This window comes from Noviherbaspirillum soli, assembly GCF_015352955.1.
In the GTDB taxonomy this organism is placed as follows: Bacteria; Pseudomonadota; Gammaproteobacteria; order Burkholderiales; family Burkholderiaceae_D; genus Noviherbaspirillum_A; species Noviherbaspirillum_A soli.
The window spans coordinates 41,028-53,399 of sequence record NZ_JACYOX010000005.1 but is presented as its reverse complement, the minus strand read 5'-3'; the positions used below and the strand labels follow the sequence as shown (position 1 = coordinate 53,399).

At 65.6% G+C, this 12,372-nt stretch carries 10 protein-coding genes; 3 read left to right on the top strand and 7 right to left on the bottom strand.

All coding sequences use genetic code 11. From position 1 onward, the window contains the following. Window positions 1-16: 16 nt before the first annotated feature. The 7 genes from dut to IGW04_RS06625 all read right to left on the bottom strand — a co-directional run bounded on the left by dut (window position 17) and on the right by IGW04_RS06625 (window position 7,930). Entirely contained in the window at window positions 17-466 is a 450-nt protein-coding gene (gene dut / locus IGW04_RS06655; protein WP_194712276.1) for a dUTP diphosphatase, read from the bottom strand. A gap of 48 nt (window positions 467-514) precedes the next feature. Further along, window positions 515-1,711, bottom strand: a complete 1,197-nt coding sequence (gene coaBC / locus IGW04_RS06650) for a bifunctional phosphopantothenoylcysteine decarboxylase/phosphopantothenate--cysteine ligase CoaBC (protein ID WP_194712275.1) — start codon at window positions 1,709-1,711, stop codon at window positions 515-517. 25 nt (window positions 1,712-1,736) lie between these two features. Then, complete coding sequence (gene lspA / locus IGW04_RS06645) at window positions 1,737-2,243, bottom strand: signal peptidase II (protein ID WP_194712274.1); 507 nt, start codon at window positions 2,241-2,243, stop codon at window positions 1,737-1,739. An 84-nt stretch (window positions 2,244-2,327) separates the two neighbouring features. Continuing rightward, the gene (gene ileS, locus IGW04_RS06640; RefSeq protein WP_194712273.1) at window positions 2,328-5,201 is read right to left on the bottom strand and encodes an isoleucine--tRNA ligase; all 2,874 of its coding nucleotides are present in this window, start codon (window positions 5,199-5,201) and stop codon (window positions 2,328-2,330) included. Between the two features lie 90 nt (window positions 5,202-5,291). Beyond that, a complete protein-coding gene (locus IGW04_RS06635) occupies window positions 5,292-6,269 on the bottom strand; it encodes a bifunctional riboflavin kinase/FAD synthetase (RefSeq protein WP_194712272.1) in 978 nt (325 codons plus the stop codon). A gap of 91 nt (window positions 6,270-6,360) precedes the next feature. Then, complete coding sequence (locus IGW04_RS06630) at window positions 6,361-7,191, bottom strand: M90 family metallopeptidase (protein ID WP_323744824.1); 831 nt, start codon at window positions 7,189-7,191, stop codon at window positions 6,361-6,363. 13 nt (window positions 7,192-7,204) lie between these two features. Continuing rightward, window positions 7,205-7,930 (bottom strand): 16S rRNA (uracil(1498)-N(3))-methyltransferase, encoded by a 726-nt coding sequence (locus tag IGW04_RS06625; RefSeq protein ID WP_194712271.1) that lies wholly within the window; start codon window positions 7,928-7,930, stop codon window positions 7,205-7,207. A 225-nt stretch (window positions 7,931-8,155) separates the two neighbouring features. Between IGW04_RS06625 and tkt the strand changes: the two genes are divergently transcribed. The 3 genes from tkt to IGW04_RS06610 all read left to right on the top strand — a co-directional run bounded on the left by tkt (window position 8,156) and on the right by IGW04_RS06610 (window position 12,283). Then, a complete protein-coding gene (gene tkt / locus IGW04_RS06620; RefSeq protein ID WP_194712270.1) occupies window positions 8,156-10,150 on the top strand; it encodes a transketolase in 1,995 nt (664 codons plus the stop codon). Between the two features lie 116 nt (window positions 10,151-10,266). Next, window positions 10,267-11,277 (top strand): type I glyceraldehyde-3-phosphate dehydrogenase, encoded by a 1,011-nt coding sequence (gene gap / locus IGW04_RS06615; protein ID WP_194712269.1) that lies wholly within the window; start codon window positions 10,267-10,269, stop codon window positions 11,275-11,277. Between the two features lie 181 nt (window positions 11,278-11,458). Next, complete coding sequence (locus IGW04_RS06610; protein WP_194712268.1) at window positions 11,459-12,283, top strand: DUF4198 domain-containing protein; 825 nt, start codon at window positions 11,459-11,461, stop codon at window positions 12,281-12,283. The last annotated feature ends 89 nt before the right edge of the window (window positions 12,284-12,372 follow it).

The following is a 12,372-nucleotide window of genomic DNA, read 5'->3' as shown; positions in this document are numbered from 1 at the left end:
CGGCATGAATGTCTCCTCAGTGTTTCCCGGTGCTGCCGAAACCGCCGGCGCCGCGTTCGCTCAGGTCGAAGGACTCGACCACGTTCAGTTCGACCTGCAGCACCGGCACGATGACCAGCTGCGCCAGGCGTTCCATCGGTTGCAGCACGAATTCGGTCTGGCCGCGGTTCCAGGTGGAGACCATCAGCTCGCCCTGGTAATCGGAGTCGATCAGGCCGACCAGGTTGCCCAGCACGATGCCGTGCTTGTGGCCCAGGCCGCTGCGCGGAAGGATCATCGCGGCATAAGCCGGGTCGCCGATATGGATGGCCAGGCCTGTGGGAACCAGATGGGTGCTGCCGGGCGCGATGGTCAGCGGCTCGCGCAGGGCGGCACGCAGGTCCAGGCCGGCGCTGCCGCCGGTGGCGTAGGCGGGCAGCACTTCCTTCATGCGCGGATCGAGAATTTTGACGTCGAGTTTTTTCATGGCTTTCGGTGATGGGGAAACCGGCAGCCCGCTGCATGATGCGCCGGGTCAGGCGCGCAGTCGACTGGCGATTTCACTGATTAACTGTCGTGCGAGATGCAGCTTGTCTGCCGCGGGCATTGCGGTGTGTCCGTGCTGGTCGAACAGCACCAGTTCATTGCGGTCGCTGCCGAAGGTGCTGGGACCGATATTGCCGACCAGGAGCGGAATGCCTTTCCTCTCGCGCTTGGCGCGGCCGTACTCCAGCAGGTTGTCTGATTCGGCGGCGAAGCCGACACAATACGGCTTATTTGCCAAAGCGGCAACCGAGGCAAGGATGTCGGGATTCTGCTCGAACACCAGCGCCGGCATGGCGCCGCTGTTGTCCTTTTTCAGTTTCTGCGCGCTGGCATTGGCCACCCGCCAGTCGGCCACCGCGGCCACGGCGATGAACACATCCTGGCCGGGCACCTGCGCCATCACGGCGTCATGCATCTGCTGCGCGGTCAGAACGTCGATGCGCCTGACGCCGTAGGGCGCGGGCAGGCCGGTAGGCCCGGACACCAGCAGCACTTCGGCGCCAGCTTCGCGGGCGGCGCGGGCGATGGCGTAGCCCATCTTGCCCGAGGACAGGTTGGTGATGCCGCGCACCGGGTCGATCGGCTCGAAGGTCGGGCCGGCGGTGATCAGCACCCGCCTGCCGGCCATCGCCTTGGGAATGAAGGACGCGATGATCTCTTCCAGCAGCTGTTCCGGCTCCAGCATGCGGCCCATGCCGACCTCGCCGCAGGCCTGTTCGCCGGCGGCCGGGCCGAGTACGGCGATGCCGTCGGCCTTCAGCTGCGCGGCATTGCGGCGGGTGGCCGGGTTCTGCCACATCTCGACATTCATCGCCGGCGCCACCAGCAGCGGCACGCTGGCCGGGCGGGCGATGCACAGCGTCGACAGCAGGTCGTCGCAGGCGCCATGCGCCAGCTTGAACATGAAGTCGGTCGAGCAGGGCGCGATCACGATGGCGTCGGCATCGCGGGTCAGGTCGATGTGGGCCATGTTGTTGGGAATGCGCGCGTCCCACTGGTCGAAGAAGACCGGCTTGCCCGACACCGCCTGCATCGTCACCGGCGTGATGAACTGGGTGGCTGCCTGTGTCATTGCCACCTGCACCGAGGCGCCGGCCTTGACCAGGGCGCGGGTCAGCTCCGCCGACTTGTAGCAGGCGATGCCGCCGGTCAGGCCGAGAACGATTTTCTTGCCGTCGAGTTCCATGAACATGCTCCGTGGGGGGCGGCGCCTAGCGGTTGACGCGGCGCAGTTCGTCAATGATAAACATCGCAGCGCCTATGCATATTGCGCTGTCTGCAATGTTGAACGCGGGCCAGTGCCAGCCGGCGACATGGACATCGAGGAAGTCGATCACATGGCCGTAGGCGATGCGGTCGATCAGGTTGCCGATTGCGCCGCCCAGCACCAGTGCCAGGGCCCAGCAGAACAGGCGCTGGCCGGCATGGCGCTTCAACAGGTAGATGATGAAGGCGGCGGCGGCAATCGCGATGCCGGAGAACAGATAGCGCTGCCAGCCGCCCTCGGCTGCCAGGAAGCTGAAGGCGGCGCCCTTGTTATAGGCCAGCACCAGGTTGAAAAAGGAGGTCACGGGCTTGCTCTGGCCGTAGCTGAACATCTGGGTGATCATGATCTTGGTCAGCTGGTCGACCAGCACCACCAGGGCGGCGATGCACAGCCATGGCGTGATGCCGGCGGCGGGTTTGGGAGTGAAGACGGTTTTCTTGATGGTGGCCATGGAAGGTCGCTATCGGTGCGGTTGGAGAGGCGGGCGGCGCATTGCGCCGCCCGCGTTGTCGGATGCCGGTGCTGGTGCCGCGGTCTAGGCGCAGCGGCGCGCTTCGCCGGGGCCGTAGAGATTGGAGACGCAGCGTCCGCAGATGCCGGGGTAGCGTGCGTCTGCATTGACATCCTGGCGGTAGTGCCAGCAGCGCTCGCACTTTTCCGCATCCGACGGCGTGACCTTGACGCCGGCCTGGCCGTCGGCGGCCGGGCCGACCCGGGCGGCGGAGGTGATCAGCACGAACTTCAGGTCGTCGCCCAGGCTTTCCAGCAAGGCCCGCCGCTCGTCGTCGGCGGCGATCTCGACCTCGGCCTGGAGCGAGGAGCCGATCGCGCCGGATACCCGCACTTCTTCCAGTTCCTTGGTCACTTCGGCCCGCACTTCGCGGATGCGGCTGTACTTGTCCAGCAGCGCAGCGCCGTCTTCCACGTGCGGCAGCAGGTAGAAGGTCTGGGTGAAGATGGTCTCGCCGCTGGCGGCATAGGCCTGTTCGCCGGCAAAGTAGGACCAGGCTTCCTCGGCGGTGAAGGACAGGATGGGCGCCATCAGCCGCAGCAGCGCGTGGGTGATGTGCCAGATCGCGGTCTGCGCCGAGCGGCGGATCGTCGAGTCTGCGCCGGCGGTGTAGAGCCGGTCCTTCAGGATGTCGAGATAGAAGCCGCCCAGGTCCTCCGAGCAGTACATCTGCAGCTTGCCGGTCACCGGGTGGAATTCGTACGCCTGCAAATGGGCCAGGATCTCGTCCTGCAGCTGCTGCATGCGGGCGATCGCATAGCGGTCCACTTCCAGCATGTCGGCCACCGGCACCGCATGCTCGGCCGGGTTGAAGTCGGCGGTGTTGGCCAGGAGGAAGCGCAGCGTGTTGCGGATGCGGCGATAGCTTTCCACCACGCGCTTCAGGATCTCGTCGGAGATCGACAGCTCGCCCGAGTAGTCGGTGGCGGCCACCCACAGGCGCAGGATTTCCGCGCCGAGCGAGTCCGACACCTTTTGCGGCGCCACCACGTTGCCCTTGGACTTGGACATCTTCTTGCCTTCGCCATCGACCACGAAGCCGTGGGTCAGCAGCGCCTTGTAGGGGGCGCGGCCATTGAGCATGGACGAGGTCAGCAGCGAGGAGTGGAACCAGCCGCGGTGCTGGTCCGAGCCTTCCAGGTAGAGGTCGGCCGGGAAGTCCAGTTGCTGGCGGTGCGAGCCGCGCAGCACGGTCTGGTGGGTGGTGCCGGAGTCGAACCAGACGTCCAGGGTGTCGCGGTTCTTCACGTACATGTCGGCCTCGTCGCCCAGCAGCTCGCGCGGATCGAGCGCATGCCAGGCTTCGATGCCTTGCTGCTCGACCAGTTTGGCCACCGCTTCCAGCAGCTCGGGCGTGCGCGGATGCAGCTGGCCGCTTTCCTTGTGGACGAAGAAGGCCATCGGCACGCCCCACTGGCGCTGGCGCGACAGGGTCCAGTCGGGCCGGTTGGCTATCATGCCGTGCAGGCGGGCCTTGCCCCAGCTCGGGAAGAAGGCGGTTTCCTCGATGCCGCGCAGCGCGGCCTCGCGCAGGGTCTCGCCGCCTGCCTTGGGCGCCACGTCCATGCCGGCGAACCATTGCGAGGTTGCGCGGTAGATGATGGGCGTCTTGTGGCGCCAGCAGTGCATGTAGCTGTGGTCGAACATCACCAGCTTGAACAGCGAGCCGGCCGCTTCCAGCGCGCCGCAGATCGGCTTGGACGCTTCCCAGATCGTCATGCCGCCGAACAGCGGCAGCCAGGAAGCGTAGCGGCCGTCGCCCATCACCGGGTTGATGATGTCGTCGTCCTTCATGCCGTGCGCCTTGCAGGAAAGGAAGTCGTCGACGCCATAGGCCGGCGAGGAGTGGACGATGCCGGTGCCGGCGTCCAGGGTCACATAGTCGCCGAGATAGATGGGCGAGAGCCGGTCGTAGCCGGCGTCGGCCGTGGCCAGCGGATGGCGGAAGGCGATGCCCGACAGCGCCGCGCCGGCGCAGGTGGCGATCACGCGGCCGGACAGGCCATAGCGCGCCAGGCAGTCGTCGACCAGGTCGGCGGCCAGCAGCAGCAGCAGCGGCTCGCCGTTGCGCTCGGTCTGCACCAGCGCGTAGCTGAATTCGGGATGCACGTTCAGCGCCTGGTTGGCCGGGATGGTCCAGGGCGTGGTGGTCCAGATCACCGCATAGCCCTTGTCGGTGGGCAAGCCCGACAGGTTGAAGGCAGTGGCAAGGCGGTCGTGCTGGGCGAAGGCGAAGCCGACATCGATGGCCGGGTCGCGCTTGTCCTGGTATTCGACTTCCGCCTCGGCCAGCGCCGAGCCGCAGTCGAAGCACCAGTTCACCGGCTTCAGGCCGCGGTACACATAGCCCTTTTCCAGGATGGCGCCGAGCGCGCGGATCTCGTCGGCTTCATTGCTGAAGTTCATGGTCTTGTACGGATTGTCCCATTCGCCCAGCACGCCCAGCCGGATGAAATCCTTCTTCTGGCGCTCGATCTGCTCGGCCGCATAGGCGCGCGACTTGGCCAGCACCTCGGCGGTCGGCAGGCCCTTGCCATACTGCTTCTCGATCTGGATCTCGATCGGCATGCCGTGGCAGTCCCAGCCCGGCACGTACTGCGCGTCGAAGCCGGCCAGCTGGCGCGACTTGACGATCATGTCCTTCAGGATTTTGTTGACCGCGTGGCCGATGTGGATGTCGCCATTGGCATACGGCGGGCCGTCATGCAGGATGAACTTCTCGCGCTGCGCCGATGCTTCCCGGATCTTCTGGTAGACCTTGCGCTCCTGCCACTGCTTGACCCACTGGGGTTCGCGCTTGGCGAGATCGCCGCGCATCGGGAAGGGCGTCTCGGGCATGTTGACCGGATAACGGCTTTGCGGCTTGCTGGCTGGTTTGCTGGGCTTGTTGTCTGACATGGAATGGCTTTGCTGGAATCGGTGACTTGTCGGTATGCCCGGCGAAGAAAATCCGCCGGGCGCAATCGGATACGGCGCTCTTGGGCAGCGTCAAATTCGGTCGGTGGCGGACACGGCGCCGCTGTTGTGCTGGCGGAACCAGGCGCGGGCCTGCTCTTCGTCGTTGCGGATGGCGGCGGTCAGCGCCGCCAGGCCGTCGTATTTCTCTTCGTCGCGCAGCTTGGCCAGGAATTCGACCCGGATCAGCTTGCCGTAGCACTGTTCGTTGTAGTCGAACAGATGGGTTTCCAGCAGCACCCGGCCGCTGTCGTCCACGGTCGGGCGCACGCCCAGGCTGGCCACCGCCGGCAGCGGCTGCGGCGCCAGACCGTGCACCTGCACCACGAAGATGCCCGACAGGGCGGGCCGGCGATGGGCGATGCGCAGGTTCAGCGTCGGAAAGCCCAGGGTGCGGCCCAATTTCTGGCCGTGGATCACGTGGCCGGAGACGGTGTAGCCATGGCCGAGCAGCTGGCGCGCATGGTCGAAGTCGGCGGCGGCCAGTGCGGCGCGGATGGCGGAGGAGGAGATGCGGCTTCCGCCATTGTTCACCGTCGGCAGCGCCTCGACCTCGAAGCCATGGCGGCGGCCGGCTTCCATCAGCGTGGCCATGTTGCCGGCGCGACGCGATCCGTAGCAGAAGTCTTCGCCGACGATCAGCCATTTCACATGCAGGCCTTCGACCAGCACGCGGCTGACGAATTCATCCGGCGACAGCGCCGCGAAATGGGCGTTGAAGTGTTCGACGATGACCCGGTCAATGCCGGCATTGGCCAGCGACTGCAGCTTGTCGCGCAGGCTGGCGATACGGGTCGGCGCCCTGGACAGGTCGCCGGCGCGCTGGGCGAAATACTCCCGTGGATGCGGCTCGAAGGTCATCACCGCGGTTTCCAGGTTGCGCAGGTCCGCCGCCTCGCGCAGCCGCGCCAGCAGGGCCTGATGGCCGCGATGCACGCCGTCGAAGTTGCCGATGGTGAGCGCGCAGGGCGCGCGCGATTCGGCATTGGGAAGTCCGCGAAATACCTTCATTGGGAGAAGCCGGGTCGGGAGTCGGTCGAAAAACCTTGGATTATACGGGCAAACCTTTGCCTTTCCGTATCAGGCGCCGGGACAAGGCCGGTCAACGAACGCGCTGACGGTAATATTTTTCAAGCAATTCAAAGACTTGCGGGTAAGTGGCGCGCAGCGGGGCGGGTCTTGCGAAGAATGCCTCCGACGCAACCGCGAAGAATTCCGCTGGCGCCTCGGCGCCGTAGGGGTCCATCGGCAGCGCCTGGGCCAGTTCGGCATACAGGTCGAGGTGATGTTCGTTTTCCTCATCGAAATCGGGCGGCAGCCGGCGTTCCAGCGCGTCGACCCGGGTGCAGAAGTCGTCGTAGGCTGTGGAGAATGCGGCTTTCCAGCGCGCCGGGTCGATGCCGGCATGAAATGCCGCCAGGAACGGCGGGCAGCCGTTGGCGCCACCGCTGCCCATGTCGATCTTGTGCACGAATTCATGGATGACAAGGTTGCCGCCGTCATCCCAAAGATGGTCTTCCTGCGCGTCTTCCCAGGACAGCACCACCGCGCCGCCGGCATCCAGCGCTTCGCCTGCCATGGCCGCTTCCCATTCATGCACCACGCCGGCTTCGTCGACCTCGCTGTGGCGCACCACGAAGGCGGCGGGATAGACGATCACGCCGGCCATGTCGTCATAGAGCTCCAGGGTCAGGTTGAGCACCGGCAGGCAGGCCTGGGCGGCGATGCACAGCGCCACGTCATTGCCGACCTCAAAGCCGCCGGCGCCGCTGACGGCATGGCTGTCGAGGAAGCGCGCCGCCAGGGATTTCAGGCGCGCCAGTTCGTCGGCGTCGAGGCGGTGCAGGAAGGGCATGCCCTGCACCGCCTGTTGCCATTGCGCGTCATCGATGGCCGGCGCGGCGCGGCGAAACAGGCGGTTGAACAGTTTCACGATCGTTGCCGCCCTACATCGCGCCCCAGACCGCGTTCAGCGCCGCCAATGCGGCCAGTCCGGCGGTCTCGGTGCGCAGCACCCGCGGCCCCATGCCCAGCGCCAGCGCGCCGTGTTCCAGCGCGGCCTTTTCCTCGGCGTCGGAAAAGCCGCCTTCCGGGCCGACCATTAGCGTCACCGCCTGCGGCGGATGATGGCGCGCCCAGTCCGACAGCGACTCTTCGGCGCGCGGCGACAGCAAGATGCGCTTGTGCAGGTCGTGCTGGCTGATCCAGGCGCCGAAGTCGACGACCTCGGCCAGGTGCGGCAGCCGGTTGCGGCCGCACTGTTCTGCGGCGGCGGTGATGACGCCTTGCCAGTGCGCCGTTTTCCTGGCCGCGCGGTCGGCGGAAAGCCGCACCACGCAGCGCTGCGCGGCCAACGGCTGCAGCGCGGTGGCGCCCAGTTCCACCGCCTTTTCGATGATCCAGTCCATCTTGCTGCCCTCGGGCAGCGCCTGGGCCAGGGTCACCGCGTAGGGCAATTCCGCTTCCTGCGGCGAAAACAGCTTGATTTCAGCCTGCGCCCGCTTGCGGTCCAGGTGTTCCAGCGTGGCGTGGTATTCGCCGCCCTGGCCGTTGAACAGGGTGATCCGGTCGCCCGGGGCCAGCCGCAGCACATGCAAATGATGCGCGACATGATCGGGCAGGGCGACGATGGCGCCTTCGGCCAGGGCATCGGGAAAGTAGAAGCGGGGCATGGTCGATCCGTTAGGGTGGGCGGCTGATTTTAGGCCAGGCCGGGTGTCCTGTCATCAAGCCGGGAGGCGACCTGCGTTGCCCGGTTCGGCATTGCGCGCCATTGGCGCTTGTCTTGCTGGCAATAGCCGGGAACTACGATCAACGCCCGCCAGTCTGCTAAAATGTGCGGCTTTGCAGCAATGTCCCAAACCGCCCCCGCGTCTCGTCCACTACCCGAATCCATCATGACTTCCACCCCTTCCACCAACAGAATGGCCAATGCAATTCGTGCGCTGGCAATGGATGCCGTTCAAAAAGCCAACTCCGGCCATCCTGGCATGCCGATGGGCATGGCCGAGATCGCCGTTGCATTGTGGGCGCGGCACTATCGCCACAATCCGGCCAATCCGCGCTGGATCAACCGCGACCGTTTCGTGCTCTCCAACGGCCACGGTTCGATGCTGCTGTATGCGCTGCTGCACCTGACCGGCCATGAACTGGCTATGGACGAGATCCGCAACTTCCGCCAGTTGCATTCGAAGACGCCGGGCCATCCGGAATACGAGATCACGCCGGGCGTGGAAACCAGCACCGGCCCGCTGGGCCAGGGCATCACCAATGCGGTCGGCATGGCGCTGGCCGAGAAGCTGCTGGCGGCGCACTTCAACCGCCCGGGCCTGGACGTCATCGACCACCACACCTATGTGTTCGCCGGCGACGGCTGCCTGATGGAAGGCATTTCCCACGAAGCCTGCTCGCTGGCCGGCACCCTAGGCCTGTCCAAGCTGGTGGTGCTGTATGACGACAACGGCATCTCGATCGACGGCAAGGTGGAAGGCTGGTTCACCGACGATACGCCGAAGCGCTTCGAAGCCTATGGCTGGAACGTGATCCGCGCCGTCGACGGCCATGACGTGGACGCGATCGACGCGGCGATCCGCCAGGCGCGCGACGCCGGCAAGCCGACCCTGATCTGCTGCCGCACCGTGATCGGCAAGGGCGCGCCGACGCTGCAGGGCAGCGACAAGGTGCACGGCGCCGCGCTGGGCGACAAGGAAATCGCGCTGACCCGCGAGGCGCTGGGCTGGTCCGATCAGCCGTTCGAGATCCCGGCCGACGTGTATGCCGACTGGGATGCCCGCGAAAGCGGCGCCCGCGTCGAGGGCGACTGGAACAACCTGTTCGGCCTGTACCAGGAAAAGTATCCGCAGGAAGCGGCCGAACTGCAGCGCCGCATGAAGGGCGAACTGCCGGCCGGCTTCGACGAGACCGTGCGCAGCTACATCGCCAGCTGCGTCGAGAAGCAGGAAACCATCGCCACCCGCAAGGCCAGCCAGAACGCGATCCAGGCGCTGGCGCAGGTGCTGCCGGAATTCCTGGGCGGCTCGGCCGACCTGACCGGCTCGAACCTGACCAACTGGAAGGAATCGGTGCCGGTGCGCTACAACCAGCCGGGCAATCATATCAACTATGGCGTGCGCGAGTTCGGCATGAGCGCCATCATGAACGGCATCACGCTGCATGGCGGCTTCATCCCGTTCGGCGCGACCTTCCTGACCTTCTCGGATTACAGCCGCAATGCATTGCGCATGGCCGCGCTGATGAAGATCCGCACGCTGTTCGTCTTCACCCACGATTCCATCGGCCTGGGCGAGGACGGCCCGACCCACCAGTCGGTCGAGCATATCTCCAGCCTGCGCCTGATCCCCAACCTGGACAACTGGCGTCCGTGCGACACCGTGGAATCGGCGGTGGCATGGGCCGAGTCGGTGCGCCGCAGGAATGGCCCGTCGACCCTGATCTTCTCGCGCCAGAACCTGCCGTTCATGCCGCGCAATGAAGCCCAGATCGCGGACATCGCCCGCGGCGGCTACGTGCTGCGCGACGCGCCTGACGCGAAGGCCATCATCATCGCCACCGGCTCCGAGGTCGAGCTGGCGATCAAGGCCGCCGATGCGCTGGCCCAGCAGGGCATCGCGGTGCGCGTGGTCTCCATGCCCTGCACCGACGTGTTCGACCGCCAGGACGCTTCCTACAAGGCCAGCGTGTTGACCAAAGGCATACCTCGTGTTGCTGTCGAAGCCGGCGTGTCCGACTTCTGGTACAAGTATGTCGGCCTCGAAGGCGCTGTTATCGGAATTGACACATTTGGCGAATCCGCCCCGGCCGGCGTGCTGTTCAAGCACTTCGGCTTTACCCCGGAAAAGGTGGCGGACGCAGTGAAGATGGTGCTGGCCTGAGTCCCGCGCCAGCCGCCTGTGCGGCTGGCCTGCTTGGCGACTTCAGGACGCCATGGGACGACCTAACGACGCCAGGTCGCGAATTCGGTTTGCTTAACTATGTTTGGAGAGTAGAAATGACGATCAAGGTTGCAATCAACGGCTATGGCCGTATCGGCCGCAATGTGCTGCGCGCTCACTATGAAGGCGGTAAGAAGAACGACATCCAGATCGTCGCCATCAACGACCTGGGCGATGCCAAGTCGAACGCGCACCTGACCCGTTACGACACCGCGCACGGCAAGTTCCCCGGCACCGTGGAAGTCGATGGCGATTTCATGGTGGTCAATGGCGACCGCATCCGCGTGTTCGCGCAGCGCAATCCGGCCGAGATCCCATGGGGCGAGCTGGGCGTGGACGTGGTGCTGGAGTGCACCGGCTTCTTCACCACCAAGGAAAAGGCATCGGCCCACCTGAAGGGCGGCGCCAAGAAGGTGATCATCTCCGCGCCGGGCGGCAAGGACGTCGACGCCACCATCGTGTATGGCGTGAACCACTCGGTGCTGAAGGCTTCGGACACCGTGATCTCCAACGCTTCCTGCACCACCAACTGCCTGGCGCCGCTGGTCCAGCCGCTGAACGACAAGATCGGCCTGGAAAACGGCCTGATGACCACCGTCCATGCCTATACCAACGACCAGGTGCTGACCGACGTGATGCATGAAGACCTGCGCCGCGCCCGTTCCGCCACCCAGAGCATGATCCCGACCAAGACCGGCGCCGCCGCCGCGGTCGGCCTGGTGCTGCCGGAACTGAACGGCAAGCTGGACGGCTACGCAATCCGCGTCCCGACCATCAACGTCTCCATCGTCGATCTGTCCTTCATCGCCAAGCGCGACACCACTGTCGATGAAATCAACAGCATCATGAAGGAAGCCTCGGAAGGCGCGTTGAAGGGCATCCTGACCTACAACACCGAGCCGCTGGTGTCGGTCGACTTCAACCACAATCCGGCATCGTCCAACTTCGACGCCACCCTGACCAAGGTATCCGGCCGCCTGGTGAAGGTGTCTTCCTGGTATGACAACGAGTGGGGCTTCTCCAACCGCATGCTCGATACCACGGTTGCACTGATGAACGCGAAGTAATCTCCGGCCTTTCCGGTGAAGGAACGCCCCGCGCTGCGGGGCGTTCTTGTTTGCGGCCACGTGGCTGATCGTTGCTTACCGGCTTTTGTCCTCAGGCAAGATAACTAACGGCACCTGTGCGATAGTGGCAGGCAATCCCATGCCAATCCCAATCCCAATGCCAATGCCTTTCGCACAGCCCATGCGCCTCCGCCTGCCTTCCCTGCTGTTTGCCGGACTGTGCTGCCTGGCGGCCCCGCCTGCCGCCGCCCACGAATTCTGGCTGCAGGCCCGCCCGTCGCTGCTTCCCGCCGGCGGCGTCAGCGAACTGACGCTGCGGGTCGGCGAGAACTTCGATGGCGAACTCACGCCTTTCGTCGACGAGCGCACGGTCGCCCTGCGGCATTACGCCGCCGGCAAGGTGACGGATCTCGCCGCCCGCCTGCCGCGCCGCACCGCCGTGCCCATGCTGGCCGTGCCGCTTGCGGCCGGCACCAGCCTGATCGCGTTCGACAGCCAGCCGATCACGTTTTCCCTGTCCGCCGACAAATTCCACGCCTATCTGCATGACGAAGGGCTGGACCACGTCATCGAGCAGCGCAAGGCAGCCGGCAAGGACGCCACGCCCGGCCGCGAACGCTACCGGCGCCATGTGAAGACCCTGCTGCGGGCAGGCGAGATGTCGGACGGCACCTATGCGCTGCGCACCGGGCAGCGCATGGAGATCACGCCGCTGTCGGACCCATTCGCGGCCGCTCCGGGCGCCACGCTGCGCCTGAAGCTGACCTTCGACGGCAAGCCGCTATCCGGTGTGCTGGTCAAGGGATGGCACCGGCACCGGGACCAGTCGCAGCTGCTGATCATCCGTGCCCGCACCGATGCCGCGGGGGAGGTAGGCCTCGGCCTGCCTTACGCCGGCGACTGGATGGTCAGCGCGGTTCACATGCAGCCGGCGCAGGGCACGGCGGATGCCGACTGGGACAGCTTCTGGGGCAACCTCACCTTCACCATGCCGGGCGCGCCGTAGCGCTTGCGCAGGCCAGTACACGCCTGACGAAGCGGGAAGCGGGATGCTCGCCCGCGTGATCAGACGCAATGCCGCACCAGGCATGCGTG